We start from the raw sequence: 15,962 nt of genomic DNA, 5'->3' as shown, positions 1-15,962 counted from the left end.
CGGCCTGCAAAAGAAGGTGGCTGCGGCGCCGGATCTGCGGGGCAGAGCCCACCGTCAGGGTGACGTCGCAAAACCCAGTTGTTCGCACCATCGCTTCTCGTTTCGCGTGGTAGCGCGCGTACGGCAATAATCGTCCATCGTGTACCAGTCGATGTAATCGTTATAGTCATTACCCTTGGCTTGTTTGGAGTTCACCAGACAAGTGCCATCGACGTCGAAGACGATACAGCTTATATTAGGCCCCTTATCAGCAGCTGCTGGCTCTCTTGGCGCACTAGCCAAAGCGGTAGAAGAAAGACTGATAACAATAAGAGCAATAAAGGAGCGCATTCGTATCTCCTCCTCTGGGGAAGAAACATTCCTGCGCTTGCGAAATTACTCAGATACTATCACTTTGATCCGTTCTGGACCCAACTGATGTCAGAGACGATCATGAAAAGTTCTCGTCGAGGAATAGCGCAATCGACAGACTTACCAGGAGCTCTTGGAAGATGTCTTCCTTCGCCAGGGCCTCGTCAGCCGATGTCGGCCAAGCGGCGATATAGGCTTCGACTTCGCCAAGATCGATGCAGCGCCCGACGAGGGGGTTTCGAACAAGGTTCTCGAGTTCCGTCCTGAGCTGTTCAGCTGTGAACGCTTTCCACCAATCCGCCGCCTGACGACCTCTTCGGCGTTCCTTGGTGACGCTTGCCGGCAAGACATCTGCAAAAGCTTCTTCGTATAACGGACGTCCGAGGCTGCCGTCCGTGAGCGACGAGGCAGGGCAGGAAAGCACAAATTCCACCAACTCAGTACTGGCTGTCGGATCGCGCAGTTCAATTCCGTGGATATAAGCAGCCGGGTCGGCCATCTCCATTTCACCAATGACCTGCAGTATCTCCGAACGCGGATCGACCGCATGATTGCTTTGGCGAGGTAGAGCCCGTGCTGCCCTCGCAAGTGGGCCCTTCCAGATCGGCGGCACGCGATATGTGCTTCTCCTTCGCAGCCAAGCGATTGGTCGGCGCACAAAATGAGGAAGACTGCGAAAGATGATCGTGCGCAGTGCTAATCGCCCCCGCAGCGATCTGCACGTTCTGATCCAAGTCAAAATTCCTTCTTCGCGACGTAACGCGTCAAGAAAGGACAATCCCCCAGCTGACAGACTCAAATTACCGTAAGCCCCCGTCAGCATGACCCTAGCGCCTAACGACGCGGCCGCTTGCAGCATCGCCATTCGTAGGCCGGCGCCAGAAGCGCTCAGCAATGGCAACGGGGCGCAGCGCTGCAATTGGCGGAGCCATGCGAGCTGCTCGTCCGGGCTCCCCCCATGGACGACGCTATGAGGGATGCCAAGTGACGTCGCAGTGTACGAAGCGACGGCGGCCTCATCAAAGATGAGCTTGTCCGTGTCTGCAGGCACCGAGCCGGGGCGAGGTGCGAACGAAATGCCGACCACCCGCCCGGGCGCAAGCCTGGCCGCTACAGCGGTGACCGCGCTGCTGTCGCGGCCAGCGCTCAATTGACTGGCGATCGGTCCTGATTTCGGAAGCGTGGCCGCCACACAACGCTCGAAGACAGTGCGAAACTCACGCGCATTCTGGCTTTTTCCTGATGTGACTTCGGGTGTCCAAAGTGAGCGGACTTCCCAGCGACCTTCGGACCAGATTGCGAAGCACCCGGCAGGTAAGCGCGTGACGCCTTCAAATCCTGTCTGGGTCGAAGGCAAGGTCATGTGACGGGCAAAATGAGCGATGGCGTCCCAATTTGGCGTTGGGCGCACCCCCAGGAGCTCGGGCACTAGCCGCGCCAAAGAGGCGAATGCCGGTGATCTCTTCGAGTCCGCGAAGTAGAGAGCGTGGCTACCCATTGGCGAACGCAACAGCACTAATTCGTGGCGTTTTTCATCCCAAAGCGCGAGGCACCAGTCTCCTGCGACCTTACGAGCGATTGCCACGTTCCATCGTGCCCACGCCGCTACCAGAATTGCAGTCGTATCGGCCGACGAGGGGAGTCTAAGCGTCGCGGCAAGACCGTCCGCATCCGCCAGCCACCCTGCAGAAAGTGCGGACATCCGATCAGTGCTGAGGACGCGATTTTTACACGCGAGATCAGCCTGGAAAAATCTTCCAGACGCACTGTCGTAACACTGGAATTTTAGACCCAAGTACGAGGGCAAGCTCGGACCTTGATCCGAACCCGCATCGTCCTTGTTTAAGATGCCGGCAATTATAGTCATTGCCGGGTAGGGCCATTTAGGAGCGGCGGCTCGTCCCACCGCCGGTTGCGGGCTCGTTGCGCGCGCCAGTGCTCGCTTCCGCACCGCCAGCAACCATACGCTTCAGTTCTGGCTTCACCCACGACTTCTTCATCACGCACACCTTTCCGGTACCGAGCACCCGGCAATCCGCCAGAATGAATGCAGTCGCTACCATTTTGGTTGCATTTAAAGCAAGGTGAATAAGGCCCTATTTTGAAACGGAAACGATATGGGTCAGGCGTCACCCAGACGCCACGGTGGGAAGCGTCGGGATTCGCCGGCGCGGTACAGGAAGATGATGTTGCCGGCGGGATCCCGAAGGCGTGCCTCGCGCCATAGCCAGGGCTGGTCGCGCGGGCCATGTTCGAAGTGGATTCCGGCGCGGGCAAGCGCTTCGACCCGGCTGTCGAGGTCGTCGCACTCGAAATAGATGGCGGTGGTCGGCGAGATTTCTTCTTCCGGGTCGATCTGGATCGAGAAGGTGGTCCCGCCCCACGCCTCGAAGCGCGCATAGCCGTTTTCGGGGCTGTCCACGATCTGCCGGAGCCCGAGCTTGCGATAGAAGGCGACCTGCGCCGCATAATCCTTGCCGGTCACGGTCACCTGATTGATCCGCGGCGCGCCGCCGACATCGAGCCGGACCTTGCCATGCCCCATCGGCCCTGCCCCGCCGCCAAGGCCGGGTGCCTCGAGCAGCGCCATGCGCACGAAATTGCGGGCCATGGCGACGGCATCGGGCAACCGCTTGCCCTCCGCGAGACCGACCGCGATCGCACTCGCCAGCGTGCAGCCGGTGCCATGGCTGTGCGGGGTCTCGATCCGCTGCCCCTGCCAGCTAGTGAGATTATCTTCCTCGATCAGCGCGTCGGCGACCGCCTCGCCTTCATCGTGCCCCCCCTTGACGAGGACCGCGCAGCGATGGGCCGAGACCAGCCCGAGCGCCGCCTCGACCGGATCCTCGCGGCCGGTCAGCCGGACGAGTTCGGGCAGGTTGGGCGTGGTGATGGTGGCAAGGTCCATCAGCGTCCCGAAGGCGTCGATGGTGGCGTCGTCGGCGAGCGTCGCGCCGCTGGTGGCGACCATGACGGGATCGAACACGAGCGGGATCCGCTCTTCCACCTGGCCGAGCCGCTCGGCGACCATGCGCGCGGTGAAGGCCGAGCCGATCATCCCGATCTTGATCGCGTCGGCGCCGAAGTCGGCGAGCACCGAATCGATTTGCGCCAGCACCATCTCGGCCGGGACCGGATGGACGGCGTCCACTCCCAGGCTGTTCTGGGCGGTGACGGCGGTGATCGCGGTCATCGCATGGCCGCCAAGCATGGTGACCGTCTTGATGTCGGCCTGGATGCCCGCCCCGCCTCCGCTGTCGGAGCCGGCGATGATGAGGATCTTGGGGGTGCGCTGCTGGGTCATGGGGTCCCCCTGTCCTGACGGCGCTTGCTTAAGATTTCGCCACGCGGGCTTCGGAGGCCTTGGTCCGCGTCGGCCGGTCGAGCAATTCGCCGCCGCAATTGGGGCAGCGCTCGTCGAGCGCTTCCGCGCAGGGCGAACAGAAGGTGCATTCGAAGGAGCAGATGAAGGCGCCCGGAAGCTGGGCGGGGAGCGGCTCCTGGCAGCGCTCGCAGGCGGGTTTCATCGCAAGCATCAGCCGGCCACCTCCTCGACCGCGGCACAGATGCCCGCGACCACCGTCTCCACCTCGCCCGCATCGTCGCCCTCGGCCATGACGCGGATCAGCGGCTCGGTCCCCGACTTGCGGATGACGAGCCGCCCGCGGCCCTCGAGCTGGCGCTCCGCATCGGCGATGATCGCCTTGACCCGGTCGTTCGCGAGCGGCTCGCCGTCCTTGAAGCGGACGTTGCGGAGCAACTGGGGGACGGGCTCGAACTGGTTGAGGAGTTCGCTCGCGACCTTCTGCTGCGAGACCATCGCCGCGAGGATCTGAAGGCCCGCGACCAGACCGTCGCCCGTGGTCGCATGATCGGACAGGATGATGTGACCCGACTGCTCGCCGCCGACGTTGCAGCCGAGGCTGCGCATCCCCTCGAGCACATAGCGATCGCCGACCTTGGTCCGGTGGAGCGTCAGGCCGGCATCGCCGAGGCAGCGTTCGAGCCCCAGGTTGCTCATCACCGTGGCGACCACGCCATCGCCCTTGAGCAGCCCCTGGCGCTTCTGGTCGAGCGCGATCAGCGCCATCAATTGATCGCCGTCGATCACCTTGCCGGTCTCGTCGACGACGATCAGCCGGTCGGCGTCGCCATCGAGGGCAAGGCCGATATGCGCGCCGCTTGCGACCACGGTCTCCTGGAGGAGCTGAGGATGGGTCGAACCGCAGGCGTCGTTGATGTTGATGCCGTTGGGCTTGACGCCCAGCGGGATCACTTCCGCGCCAAGCTCCCACAAGGCGTCGGGCGCGACATGGTAGGCGGCGCCATTGGCGCAATCGACGACGATCTTGAGGTCGTCGAGCCGAAGCTTCTCGGGGAAGGTCGACTTGGCGAAGTGGACGTAGCGGCCGCGCGCATCGTCGATGCGCTTGGCCCGGCCGATCTTGCCGGCGGCGACGAGGTCGACCTTGCCCTCGAGCCGCGCCTCGATCGCGAGCTCATCCTCGTCGGACAATTTGTAGCCGTCGGGACCGAACAGCTTGATGCCATTGTCGTAGAAGGGATTGTGGCTGGCCGAGATCATCACCCCGAGGTCGGCGCGCATCGAGCGGGTCAGCATCGCGACCGCCGGAGTCGGCATCGGCCCGAGCAGCACCACGTCCATGCCGACGCTGGTGAAGCCGGCCACCAGCGCGCTTTCCATCATGTAGCCCGACAGGCGCGTATCCTTGCCGATCACGACCCGGTGGCGATGATCGCCGCGGAGGAAATGCGCCCCCGCCGCCTGCCCGACCTTGAGGGCGACATCGGCCGTCATGGGAGCCTTGTTGGTGAGCCCACGGATGCCGTCGGTGCCGAAGAATTTGCGTGCCATGATCGCGCCCTAGCGCGTCAGGCGAGCCACCGCCACAGGCCGACGGGAAGCGGATGCACCCAGGTTGCTCCGAGCCAGAGCAAGGTGCCTCCCAGGAGCGCTGTCCAGCCGGGGAAGGCCAGGCCCCGGGCAAAGGGGATGAAGCTGGTCCGCCCTTCCCACTCGGTCCAGCGTGGGCCGAGCTGGCTGCGCTTCTTGGCGTCCTGCGCGGCCGCGCCGACAAGAGCGAGGAACAGAACCGCCACCGCGATCGCAACGCCGCTCGGCACGGGATGCACCAGGAGGTGCGTCACCGCCCACAGGGCGAAGCTCCACATCATCGGATGCCGAGTCCAGCGGAACAGGCCCGTCGGCCTCCCGATCACCGCATCATGGTTCTGCAGCGTCTCCATCGCCGGATTGCGCAGGAAGGAGCCGATGAGAAGGATGCCCGCAAGCCACATCACGAGGGCGGCGGCGTCCCACCCCCAGGCCGGGACCGGCCAGAGATAGTCTTCGCTGCCGGCCGAGCGCCGGGCAAGGATCATCGGCACGAAGGTCGCAAAGGCGACCACCGAGTACAGGCCGACGAATCCCTTAGCACCCAGACGCGCGACGATCGGCGCGCGGAGCGGATGCGAGAGCAGGAGATGGGTCGCGACGAACAGCCCCGCGAAGAGGGCCGTCAGCGCGGCAGCGCTCACCGGCGGTAGGCCTCCGGCAAGGCGCCGCGCTCGAGGCTCCGGTAGCGGTCGCGAAGCCGGGTCTGGCGCGTGACCAGCGGCTGCTCGACCCCGTCGATCATGACCATCTCGGCGGCGCTCAGATTGTCGAGCGGGTCGCCATTCCATACGACCACGTCACCCCGCTTGCCCGCGGCGAGACTGCCGACATCGGACAGGCCTAGCACGTCGGCCGGGGCCGAGGTGATCGCCTGCAGCGCCTCGCCCCAGCTCAGGCCCGCGGCGCCCGGCACCCGGGTCAGGCCAACGAGGTTGCCGGCGTACCAGCGCGAGCGGAAGGCCATGCGGCTGTCGTCGTCGTTGAGCGTGCCGATCGCCACCTTGACCCCGGCCGCGCGCATGCGGCCGACATTGCTCTGCGTCGCGGCGAGATTCTCGAACTGGGCGGGAAGATCGCTCAGCGCCGAGGCGATGACCGGAATGTTGGCGGCGGCAAGTTCGCGCGCCACGGTCCAGCCTTCGTCGGCGCCGGCGATCACCAGCCGGAGCGCCGGGAATTCGCGCTTGAGGGCGATGACCTGGCGAAGATCGGCCGCTCGCTCGGCATGGACGAGGAGGATCTGCCGCCCGCGCACCACCGGCCCCAGCGCAAGCGCGTCGAAGCGGGTAAGCAGCACGTCCTGGTTGCGCCGCGCGTCATAGGAGCGGCTCTCGTTGGGATTGGAAACGACCGGATCGTTGCGCGGATCGGTCGGGGTCCGCCCGGCCTCGCTCCGCGGCGACGCGGCGCCGCTCGCCAGCTGCTGCGCCTCGCGCAGCGCATTGCGAAGAAGGACATGGGCAGCGGGACGGCTTCCCCCGGCCTGCGCCGCGCCCTGCTCGCCAAGCTCGATATATTGGAACAGGCGCGCGCGGGTCACCGGCTCGGGATCGGCGGCGGTGTCGATCAGCGCCCCCTGCCCCGCGAAGATGCTCTTGCCCGCCGACGGCGCGACCACCGCGCGGGTGATCCCCTCGGCGCGGTTGATCGCGACCGGCGCGGCGCCGGGATTGATCGCGGTGGAGACATCCAGCGCCGCGCTGAACGGGCCTTCCGAGCTCGTGTCGTTGGTCCCGTCGACCGCATCGACGTCGACGAGGCCGAGGCGCGAGAAGCCCGCGACGATGCCGGGGGTCACCCACTTGCCGGTCGCGTCGATGGTCCGGGCGCCAGCGGGAACGCCAACCCCGGCCCCGGCCGCGACAATCCGGCCGTTGCTGATCACCACCGTCCCGTTGGGGATCGGCGCCGACCCGTCGCCGAGCGCGACGGTGCCGCCGGTGATGGCGATGGTCTGCGCCGCAGCCGGCGGGGCAAGGACGAGCGCGAGCGCCGATGCGATCACGGTGCGGATCACTTCACGTCTCCTTCGCCGGTCTGGCCGAGCTCGAAGTCGCTGACCGGACGAAGCCGCGGATTGGCGGCGTCGTACATGAGCGTGCCGTCGATCCAGACCCGCTCGGGCCGCGTATAGGTGCTGAACGGATTGCCGTTCCACAGGACGACGTCGGCATTCTTGCCCGACTTCAGGCTGCCGATGCGGTCGAACATGCCGATCGCCTTGGCCGGGTTCATGCCGAGCCAGGTCCAGGCATGTTCTTCGGTGATGGGGATACCGGCGCGGCGGCCCGCGGCCATCGCCTTGGCGGCTTCCTGGTTGAGGCGCTGGATGCCGTTGGGATCGTCCGAATGGACCACGGCGCAGGCCCCGGCCCGATCGACGAACGCGATATTCTCGCGGATCGCGTCATAGGCTTCCATCTTGAAGCCATACCAGTCGGCCCACATCGCCGAGCAGATGCCGTTCTCGCGGAGGAGATCGGCGATCTTGTAGCTCTCGACCGCATGGTGGAAGGCGCTGATCTTGTAGCCTGCCTCTTTCGACAGGTCGATCATCTGCGCCATTTCGTCGGCGCGATAGCAATGGTTCTGGACGAGGATCTTGCCCTCGAGCACGCCCTTCAGCGTGTCCATCGCCAGATCCTGCTCGGGCGGATCGCCGCCGTCGCGTTCATAGGCGTCCCACTTGCGCTTGTAGGCCTTGGCGTTGATCCACGTCTGGCGCGTGACGGCGATATTGCCCATCCGCGTCGCCGGCCCGCCCTTGTCGCCATAGACGCGCTTGGGGTTCTCGCCGCAGGCCATCTTGAGGCCGTAGGGCGCGCCCGGGAACTTCATTCCCTGCACGGTCCGTGCAGGAACGTTCTTCAGGATGACCGAGCGGCCACCGAAGAGGTTGGCCGAGCCGGGCAGGATCTGGAGGGTGGTGATCCCGCCATTGGCCAGCGCGCGGCTGAAGCCCGGATCCTGTGGCCACACGCTATGCTCGGCCCAGACCTCGGGCCGTGCCGGCGCCGTGGCCTCGTTGCCGTCGTCATGGGCGGCGACGCCGGGCGAGGGATAGTCGCCGAGGTGGCTGTGGATGTCGATCACGCCCGGCGTCACATATTTGCCGGTGCCGTCGATGACCTGCGTCCCGGCGGGAGCGCCGACCGTCTGGCCGACCGCCTGGATCTTGCCGTCGGCGAAGTAGATCTGGCCGTTGTCGATCCGGCCCCCTTCCCCGTCGAGGATGGTGACCCCGGTGATCACCACCGGGGCGCCCGGATAGCGCTGGTAGGTCGAGGGGAAGGGATCGGCGGCGATCGCGACCCGCTCCCCCTCGTCCTTCGTTGCCGTCCCGGTGGTGGCGCAGCCCGCCACCACCATCGCCCCCGAGATCGCGCCGATCAGCCCCCGCCGCATCGGCTCAGCCCTGACGCGGGCCGGTGGGCGCGGTTTCGCCCTGGGGGAACATGCCGGGGCCCTCGTTCTCGGCCAGCTCGGCCCGACCGGCGAGGTCGTCCTTGCCCAGCGTATCGAGGTGCATCCAGCGCTTCACGATCGGGCTCAGCAACAGCACGACGACACCGGCACCAACCGCGATCCACCCGAACATCCCGTAGATGTCGAGCAGACCTTGCTTGCTGAGCTCGCCGTCATGGCCGCCGGTGGCTTCACCGATCTTGCCGGCGACGAAATTGCCGACCGCGGTCATGTAGAACCAGGCACCCATGATCAGCGACGCGAGGAACTTGGGCGCAAGCCGGTTCATCGCGCTGAGGCCGACCGGCGAGAGGCAGAGCTCGGCGGTGGTGGCGAAGAAGTAATAAGCAAACACCAGGATGACCGGGGTCATCGCGGCGACGCCGAAGGCTTCCGCGCCATAGACGAGGACGAGGTTGGCAAGGCCCATCTGCGCCAGCGCCAGGCCGAACTTGGCCGGGGCCGACGGCTCGGCGTTGCGCTTGCCGAGCATCACCCAGAGCGCCGCGAAGACCGGCGCCATGATCATGATGAAGATCGGATTGATCGACTGGAACAGCGAGGCCGGGACCCCGCCGCGATCGACGAACTTGTCGGTGAACAGGCTCATCGAGCCGCCCGCCTGCTCGAACAGACCCCAGAAGAGCGGGTTGAGGCTGATCAGGAAGAGGATCGCGAACATGCGCTCGCGCGGTTCCTTGGGCAGCTTGAAGCTCTCGTAGAGGACATAGCCGAGGAGGGCGACGCCCGAGACGACCAGCAGGCCCTGGATGACGTCCTGATACTGGACCAGCGCCCAGATCACCGCGACCGAGGCGACGCCGACGCCGTAAAGGGTGAACTCCTTGTTCTTGCTGAGCGGTGCCGGGGCTTCGCCCGCGCCGTTGAGGACACCCTTGCCGATCACGAAGACGATCAGGCCGGCGAGCATGCCGATGCCGGCAAGACCGAAGCCATAACCCCAGCCGATGGTCTCGCCGAGGTAGCCGACGAGGATCGTGCCCAGCGCGGCGCCGACGTTAATGCCCATGTAGAAGACGGTGTAGGCGCCGTCGCGGCGGATGTCGGTCAGCTTGTAGAGCTGGCCCACCATCACCGAGATGTTGGCCTTGAGGAAGCCCGAGCCCACGATGATGAAGGCGAGCGCGGCCCAGAAGACGTTGATCGCCGGATCGGTCTGGCCGCCATTGCCCTCGACCGCCATCAGGCTGTGGCCGATGGCGAGCAGCAGGCCGCCGAACAGCACCGCCTTGCGCTGGCCGAGGTAGCGGTCGGCCAGATAGCCGCCCAGCACCGGGGTGATGTACACCAGGCTGGTGTAGGCACCGTAGATCAGCGACGCCTTGCTGTCGGTGAAAAGCCAGTGCTTGGTCAGGTAGAAGATCAGCAGCGCCCGCATGCCGTAGTAGGAGAAGCGCTCCCACATCTCGGCGAAGAAGAGCATGTAGAGGCCCTTGGGATGCCCCGCGAACTCCGGATCCTTCTGAACGGCAATCTTGCCGCCGATCGCGAGAAAGACGACGAGGAGGAAGACGGCAATGGCGGCGATCCAGTCGCCTTCCTGCCAGAGATCCATGGACTTCATTGCGTGACAATTCCCGTAGTTACGCCGGGCCGTGGCCGGCAAAAGTGGCGGCACCTTAAGGGATAAGTCTCATCTGCCAAGCGCATTGTGGCAGGCCCCCCGCCTTCCTATGTCGCGCCTGCCCATGTTCAACGACCTCACTTCCGTCCGCGACTACCTTCGCACCCGGCGTTCCGGCCGCCCGCGCGAGATGGTCGCCCCCGGCCCCGACGAAGCCGAATTGCGCGAGATCATCGCCCTTGCAGCGCGGACCCCGGACCATGGCAAGCTCCACCCCTGGCGGTTCGTGATCGTCCGCTCCGACCAGCGCGAGGCGTTCGCCGACCTTCTTCAGAAGGCGCTCGACCGTAACGATCCGGACGCCGGGCCCGCCCATCGCCAGAAGGCGCAGGACTTCGCCCGGCAAGGCCAGTCCCTGGTGGTGATGCTGTCCGCGCCGGTGCCCGGGCACAAGATCCCTGTCTGGGAACAGGAATTGTCCGTCGGGGCAGCGGCGATGAACCTCCTCCATGCCGCCCATGCGCACGGCTATGTCGCGGGCTGGCTGACCGGCTGGGCGAGCAGCGATCCGCTGGTCACCGCAGCCTTTGCCGCCAACCCGTCCGAGCGGATCATCGGCTTCTTCTTCATCGGCTCGCCGGGCCGTCCGCTCGAGGAGCGCCCGCGCCCCGATCTTGGCGCGGTGGTCCGCAACTGGACTCCGCCCGCCTGACCCTTGCCAAAGGGCGCGCCGCACCGTATTACGACAGCATGACGCTCCGAGGCCGCACCGAAGCCAAGCCGGTCTATGTCCGGCTTCGCGACATCATTTCCGAAGCCATCCTCGCGGGGCGGTACCGCGACGGTGACCCGCTTCCGAGCGTTCGCGCCTTCGCCGCCGAGCAGGGCGCCAACCCGCTGACCGTCGCCAAGGCCTATCAGGGCTTCCAGGACGAGGGTCTCGTCGTGGTCAAGCGCGGGGTCGGCATGTTCGTCGCCCAGGGCGCCCGCGAGCGCCTCTCGACCAGCGAGCGCGACATCTTCATCCGCGAGGAATGGCCCGCCGTCCGAGCCAAGATGGACCGCCTCGGGATCGACCCAGCCGAACTGCTCGAGCGGCAATAACGGCCGAGGTCGTTCGAGCTGACCTACAGAAGAGCTTCCGCCGGAATCTTGTAGAGCAGGTCCGCGCCGGCCTCGGCCGCGGCGGCGAGCCCCAGCGCCTCGGTCGCGATCACGGTCGCGAAATAGGCCGCCGCCGTGCGCTTGGTTGCGCCGAAGGGCGTATCCTCGAGCGCCGCGCGCGACTGACGCTCCATCAGCCAGCCCGCGGTCAGGACCGCGCACATGGTGAGGAAGGGATAGCTCCCCGCCAGCCGGTCGTCCTGCCCGGCATTGCGCAGCGTCGTCGCGGCGATCTCGACCGCGTCGGCCAGCGCGACCAGCGCCGGCGCCTCGATCTCGGCGCGGATGTCGGCGATCAGCCCGTCGAAGGCCAGCCCGCGGTCGAGCCCGAGCTTGCGCCCGACAAGGTCGGCGGCCTGGATGCCGTTGGTGCCCTCGTAGATGGGCGCGATCCGAGCGTCGCGCAGATGCTGGGCCGCGCCCGTCTCCTCGACGAAGCCCATGCCGCCGTGGACCTGGATGCCGAGGCTCGCGACCTCGCAGCCGACATCGGTGCCCCAGGCCTTGACCAGAGGCGTCAGCACGTCGCCGCGCATCGCCGCCTGCGCATCGCCGCGATGGGCGCGGTCGATCTGCCCGAAGGCATAATAAGCCAGCGCCCGCGCGCCCATGGTGAGGCTGCGCATCCGCAGCAGCATCCTTCGGACATCGGGATGCTGCTCGATCGCCACCGGCTCGCGGCTCTCGCCCCCGGCGCGGGCCGACTGCACCCGGCCGAGCGCATAAGCGACCGCGCGCTGGGTCGCCGCCTCGGCAATCCCGACGCCCTGTAAACCGACGTTGAGGCGGGCGTTGTTCATCATCGTGAACATGGCGCGCATCCCGCCATGCTCGGGCCCGATCAGCCAGCCGGTCGCCCCGCCCTCGTCACCGAAGGCCATGGTGCAGGTCGGGCTCGCGTGGATCCCGAGCTTATGCTCGATCGAGGCGCAGCGAAGGTCGTTGCGGCGCCCGTCGGGCAGGATCTTCGGCACCAGGAAGAGCGAGATGCCGCGCGTCCCCGCAGGCGCGTCGGGAGTCCGGGCGAGCACGAGGTGGATGATGTTCTCGGCAAGGTCATGCTCGCCATAGGTGATGTAGATCTTCGAGCCCGTGATCGCCCAGCTTCCGTCGCCGTTCGGCACCGCCTTGGTCCGCAGCGCACCGACGTCCGAGCCCGCCTGCGGCTCGGTGAGGTTCATCGTCGCCGGCCATTCGCCGCTGACGATTCGCGGCAGATAGTCGCGCTTCTGCTCGTCCGACCCGTGCGCCGAAATCGCCTCGATCGCGCCCATGGTCAGCATCGGGCAGAGCGCGAAGGCGAGGTTGGCGGCGTTCAGATCCTCCATCACCGCCGCGCCGAGCGCGAGCGGAAGCCCCTGCCCGCCCGCTTCCTCGGGCGCGCTGATCGTGCCCCAGCCGCCCTCGACGAACTGGCGATAGGCGTCGTGGAATCCCTCCGGCATGGCGACGCCGTCCGGCGACCATTTCGCACCGATCGTGTCGCCGACACGGTTCAGCGGTTCGACCTCGCCCTCGGCATATTGGGCGGCGCCCTCGAGCACGGCCGCGACGATGTCGCCGTCGTTGGTCAGCTCGTGAATTCGAACGACCTGCTCGAGTACGAACCTCTGTTCCTCAACCGGGCAGCGGAGTGCCATAACCGTCCATTCCCTTGTGACTGCTTCGCCTTTGCCATAGCGGCGGAGCGATGACGGGCAAGAGCACCGACATACGGCCCTTCGGGCCCGAGGCGATCGCCGAGGCTGCCGCGCTGATCCGCGCTGGCCGGCCCGTCGCCGTGCCTACCGAAACCGTCTACGGCCTCGCCGCCGATGCCACCAATGCCGAGGCCGTCGCCGGAATTTATGCGGCGAAGGGGCGGCCGAGCTTCAATCCGCTGATCGTGCATGTCCCCGACCTCGCCGCGGCCGAGCAACTGGGCGACTTCTCACCCGAGGCCCGGGCGCTGGCCGAGGCGCACTGGCCGGGACCGCTGACCCTTGTCGTTCCGCTCCGCGCCGGAAGCCCGATCGCGAGCATCGTGACCGCAGGCCTCCCCTCGATCGCAATCCGCGTTCCAGCCCATCCGGTGATGCGCGCCCTCCTCGAGGTAGCAGGACGTCCCCTCGCCGCTCCAAGCGCCAACGCCAGCGGCCGGATCAGCCCGACCCGCGCCGCGCATGTCCTGCTCTCGCTCGACGGGCGCATCCCGCTGGTAATCGACGGCGGAGCGACGGCCCACGGGGTGGAAAGCACGATCATCGCCGCGACCGGCGGTCCGCTCCGGCTCCTCCGTCACGGCCCGGTCCTCGTGCCCGGGGCAACCGAAGGAACGATGGGCATCGAAGCCCCCGGCATGATGGCAAGTCATTATGCTCCGTCGAAACCGCTTCGGCTGAACGCGACGCAAGCGCAGGGCGACGAATGGCTGATCGGCTTTGGTCCGGTCGAAGGCCGCGCCAATCTCAGCGCCTCCGGCGACCTCGTCGAAGCCGCCGCGCGCCTGTTCGACCTGCTGCACGAGGCCGACGCCTCGCCCGCGCCGCGACTTGCCGTCGCGCCCATTCCCCGAGAGGGACTTGGCCTCGCCATCAACGACCGGCTGCAGCGCGCTGCGGCGCCGCGCGACTGATCAGAGCCGCGAGGCCAGCACCGAGGGCTTGAGCGACGAGGCCCGCATCCGGCTGCGCCAGTAATCGAGCGCTTCGTCGGCGACGAGCGGCTTCGCGAAGAAATAGCCCTGGCCCGAGGCGCAGCCCAGCGCGGCCAGCGTCGTCGCCAATTCGCGGCTCTCGATCCCTTCCGCCGTCGTCGACATGCCGAGCGCGTCGGCAAGGCTCAGCACCGCGCGCACGATCGCCACGCTGTCGGGATCGATCATCATGCCGGTGACGAAGCTGCGATCGATCTTGAGGACATCGATCGGAAGTCGTTGAAGATAGGCGAGACTCGAATAGCCGGTCCCGAAATCGTCCATCGCCACCGTCGCGTCGAGCGCCTTCAGCGCATCGAACACGCGGGTCGCGCGGCGCGGGTCCTGGACGATCGAGCTTTCGGTCAGTTCGAGCGTCAGCCGGTGCCCGCCAAGCCCGGTCGAGCGCAGCGCGCCGGCGACCATCTCGGCGATGTCGTCGCGGGCGACCTGGATCGCCGACAGATTGACCCCGACATAGAGCGGCAACTGCTGGCCGGACTCCTCGTCCCACCGGGCGAGCGTCTCGGCGGCGCGGTGCATCGCCCAGCGCCCGAGGCTGAGGATCAGTCCGCTTTCCTCGGCGACGGGAATGAATTCGGTCGGGCTGATCTCGCCCCGCTCTTCATGGTTCCAGCGGGCAAGCGCCTCGAAGCCGGTCACCTCGCCGGTCTTGAGGTCGACCAGTGGCTGGTAGTGGAGATCGAGCAGGTCGCGGTCGAGCGCGCGGCGAAGCTCGGTCTCGATCGAGAAGCGCCGCCGGGCGAGGCTCGCTTCCTTGGGCTCGTAGATTTCGGGGCGCCCGCTGGCCTTTGCCTGCTTCACAGCGAACTGGGCGTTGCGGAACAGCTCCTCCGCGTCCTGCCCGGGCTGCATGATCGCAAGGCCGATGGCGCACTCGACCTTGATCTCGAGCTCGCTCAGCTTGAACGGCGCGTTCATCGCGTCCTGGATCCGGCTCGCGGCCTTCAGCGCATCGGCCATGCCGCGGCGAAGCGCGACCACGATCCCGAATTCGTTGCCGCCGGTCCGGGCGAGGCTGTCGCCGGCACGCAAGGCGGAAATCAGGCGGCGAGCGAAGGTGATGAGCAGTTCATCGCCGGCGAGGCTGCCCATGCTCTCGTTGATGCGGCTGAAGCGGAGCATGTCGACCACCAGCACCGCATGGCCCTGGCCATCGGGATCGGTATCGCGTCCCTTAGCCTCGACCATCTCGGTGAAGGCGAGCCGGTTGGGCAGACCGGTAAGGCTGTCGCGCAGCATTTCCGCGCGCAGGGTACGTTCGGCCTGGACCTCGGCGGTGCGGTCGACCACCGACAGCAGCGCCCGCTTCCAATCGCCATGGCTCGGCAGCGGCGCAAGCTTCAGTCGGTAGAAGCGCGCCGCGACCCCGGCCCCGTCACGGAAGTCGAGGTCCGGGCGGAGCTGCTCGCCACTGAACCAGTCACACAGGTGGGTCGCGATCAGGCCCTCGCCGCTGAGGCACAGCTTGCGCAGGCCGGCGAGCGTGTTCGCGGTCGACAGCGCCACCGCTTCCTCGAAGCGGCTGTTGTGCGCGGTGATCCGCACTTCGCTCCCGTCATATTCGAGGATCGCAGCCGAGATCGGCAGGGCGTCGAGCAACACCGGCCCGTCCGCCCACAAGGGCGGCGCAGCGAGCGGGGCACCTCGGGGTGAGGTGCGCTGGGGCGAGGCCGGCATGTCCCGCCTATGGACGGTCACTCGTTAAACTTCTGTTTCCTTGCCCCCCGCTTCCAGACCGGCCATGGTCGGGGCAACGGCGATCGATCGCCGATGGCCGAAAA

At 66.7% G+C, this 15,962-nt stretch carries 14 protein-coding genes; 3 read left to right on the top strand and 11 right to left on the bottom strand.

Annotated features, from left to right (window positions below; all coding sequences use genetic code 11):
• Nucleotides 1-54: 54 nt before the first annotated feature.
• The 9 genes from AC4GYU_RS08705 to AC4GYU_RS08665 all read right to left on the bottom strand — a co-directional run bounded on the left by AC4GYU_RS08705 (nt 55) and on the right by AC4GYU_RS08665 (nt 10,319).
• Nucleotides 55-330 carry a hypothetical protein gene (locus tag AC4GYU_RS08705; RefSeq protein ID WP_491086491.1) on the bottom strand — a complete coding sequence of 92 codons (276 nt, stop codon included), beginning with the start codon at nt 328-330 and terminating at the stop codon, nt 55-57.
• Nucleotides 331-430: 100 nt separating this feature from the next.
• Nucleotides 431-2,053: an asparagine synthase-related protein gene (locus tag AC4GYU_RS08700; RefSeq protein ID WP_491086490.1), complete on the bottom strand. Its 1,623-nt coding sequence runs from the start codon at nt 2,051-2,053 to the stop codon at nt 431-433.
• Nucleotides 2,054-2,473: 420 nt separating this feature from the next.
• Entirely contained in the window at nt 2,474-3,655 is a 1,182-nt protein-coding gene (gene thiD / locus AC4GYU_RS08695) for a bifunctional hydroxymethylpyrimidine kinase/phosphomethylpyrimidine kinase (RefSeq protein ID WP_491086489.1), read from the bottom strand.
• Nucleotides 3,656-3,683: 28 nt separating this feature from the next.
• Nucleotides 3,684-3,887 carry a DUF1272 domain-containing protein gene (locus AC4GYU_RS08690; RefSeq protein WP_491086488.1) on the bottom strand — a complete coding sequence of 68 codons (204 nt, stop codon included), beginning with the start codon at nt 3,885-3,887 and terminating at the stop codon, nt 3,684-3,686.
• On the bottom strand, nt 3,887-5,227 hold the full coding sequence (glmM, locus tag AC4GYU_RS08685; protein ID WP_491086487.1) for a phosphoglucosamine mutase: 1,341 nt from the start codon (nt 5,225-5,227) through the stop codon (nt 3,887-3,889). Before glmM ends, AC4GYU_RS08690 begins: the two co-directional genes overlap by 1 nt.
• A gap of 17 nt (nt 5,228-5,244) precedes the next feature.
• A complete protein-coding gene (locus AC4GYU_RS08680; RefSeq protein ID WP_491086486.1) occupies nt 5,245-5,910 on the bottom strand; it encodes an NnrU family protein in 666 nt (221 codons plus the stop codon).
• Nucleotides 5,907-7,286, bottom strand: coding sequence for an amidohydrolase family protein (locus AC4GYU_RS08675; RefSeq protein WP_491086485.1), 1,380 nt, complete (start codon nt 7,284-7,286; stop codon nt 5,907-5,909). The genes AC4GYU_RS08680 and AC4GYU_RS08675 overlap by 4 nt, the downstream gene beginning before the upstream one ends.
• Complete coding sequence (locus tag AC4GYU_RS08670) at nt 7,283-8,674, bottom strand: amidohydrolase (protein ID WP_491086484.1); 1,392 nt, start codon at nt 8,672-8,674, stop codon at nt 7,283-7,285. Before AC4GYU_RS08670 ends, AC4GYU_RS08675 begins: the two co-directional genes overlap by 4 nt.
• Nucleotides 8,675-8,678: 4 nt before the next feature.
• Nucleotides 8,679-10,319: a peptide MFS transporter gene (locus tag AC4GYU_RS08665; RefSeq protein WP_491086483.1), complete on the bottom strand. Its 1,641-nt coding sequence runs from the start codon at nt 10,317-10,319 to the stop codon at nt 8,679-8,681.
• 124 nt (nt 10,320-10,443) lie between these two features.
• Here AC4GYU_RS08665 and AC4GYU_RS08660 point away from each other — a divergent pair, with 124 nt between their 5' ends.
• Nucleotides 10,444-11,031, top strand: coding sequence for a nitroreductase family protein (locus AC4GYU_RS08660; RefSeq protein WP_491086907.1), 588 nt, complete (start codon nt 10,444-10,446; stop codon nt 11,029-11,031).
• A 38-nt stretch (nt 11,032-11,069) separates the two neighbouring features.
• Complete coding sequence (locus AC4GYU_RS08655) at nt 11,070-11,423, top strand: GntR family transcriptional regulator (protein ID WP_491086482.1); 354 nt, start codon at nt 11,070-11,072, stop codon at nt 11,421-11,423.
• Between the two features lie 23 nt (nt 11,424-11,446).
• On the opposite strand, the gene AC4GYU_RS08650 is transcribed toward AC4GYU_RS08655, so the two are convergent.
• Nucleotides 11,447-13,123, bottom strand: coding sequence for an acyl-CoA dehydrogenase family protein (locus tag AC4GYU_RS08650; protein WP_491086481.1), 1,677 nt, complete (start codon nt 13,121-13,123; stop codon nt 11,447-11,449).
• Between the two features lie 50 nt (nt 13,124-13,173).
• Here AC4GYU_RS08650 and AC4GYU_RS08645 point away from each other — a divergent pair, with 50 nt between their 5' ends.
• Complete coding sequence (locus AC4GYU_RS08645; RefSeq protein WP_491086480.1) at nt 13,174-14,097, top strand: L-threonylcarbamoyladenylate synthase; 924 nt, start codon at nt 13,174-13,176, stop codon at nt 14,095-14,097.
• Here the strand turns inward: AC4GYU_RS08645 and AC4GYU_RS08640 are convergent, their stop codons facing one another.
• Nucleotides 14,098-15,858, bottom strand: coding sequence for a putative bifunctional diguanylate cyclase/phosphodiesterase (locus AC4GYU_RS08640; protein WP_491086479.1), 1,761 nt, complete (start codon nt 15,856-15,858; stop codon nt 14,098-14,100).
• Between the last annotated feature and the right edge of the window lie 104 nt (nt 15,859-15,962).

It is taken from the genome of Sphingomonas sp. SP2, from assembly GCF_058313385.1.
The sequence above is the reverse complement of the archived record's forward strand: the minus strand, read 5'-3'. Positions and strand labels throughout refer to the sequence as shown.

What these genes read in the sequence shown, in the direction of transcription:
- glmM (WP_491086487.1), bottom strand. Translation starts at nt 5,227, where the DNA reads ATGGCACGCAAATTCTTCGGCACCGACGGCATCCGTGGGCTCACCAAC.
- AC4GYU_RS08705 (WP_491086491.1), bottom strand. Translation starts at nt 330, where the DNA reads ATGCGCTCCTTTATTGCTCTTATTGTTATCAGTCTTTCTTCTACCGCT.
- AC4GYU_RS08655 (WP_491086482.1), top strand. Translation starts at nt 11,070, where the DNA reads ATGACGCTCCGAGGCCGCACCGAAGCCAAGCCGGTCTATGTCCGGCTT.
- AC4GYU_RS08700 (WP_491086490.1), bottom strand. Translation starts at nt 2,053, where the DNA reads ATGTCCGCACTTTCTGCAGGGTGGCTGGCGGATGCGGACGGTCTTGCC.
- AC4GYU_RS08660 (WP_491086907.1), top strand. Translation starts at nt 10,444, where the DNA reads ATGTTCAACGACCTCACTTCCGTCCGCGACTACCTTCGCACCCGGCGT.
- AC4GYU_RS08640 (WP_491086479.1), bottom strand. Translation starts at nt 15,858, where the DNA reads ATGCCGGCCTCGCCCCAGCGCACCTCACCCCGAGGTGCCCCGCTCGCT.
- AC4GYU_RS08670 (WP_491086484.1), bottom strand. Translation starts at nt 8,674, where the DNA reads ATGCGGCGGGGGCTGATCGGCGCGATCTCGGGGGCGATGGTGGTGGCG.
- AC4GYU_RS08690 (WP_491086488.1), bottom strand. Translation starts at nt 3,887, where the DNA reads ATGCTTGCGATGAAACCCGCCTGCGAGCGCTGCCAGGAGCCGCTCCCC.
- AC4GYU_RS08645 (WP_491086480.1), top strand. Translation starts at nt 13,174, where the DNA reads ATGACGGGCAAGAGCACCGACATACGGCCCTTCGGGCCCGAGGCGATC.
- AC4GYU_RS08665 (WP_491086483.1), bottom strand. Translation starts at nt 10,319, where the DNA reads ATGAAGTCCATGGATCTCTGGCAGGAAGGCGACTGGATCGCCGCCATT.
- thiD (WP_491086489.1), bottom strand. Translation starts at nt 3,655, where the DNA reads ATGACCCAGCAGCGCACCCCCAAGATCCTCATCATCGCCGGCTCCGAC.
- AC4GYU_RS08650 (WP_491086481.1), bottom strand. Translation starts at nt 13,123, where the DNA reads ATGGCACTCCGCTGCCCGGTTGAGGAACAGAGGTTCGTACTCGAGCAG.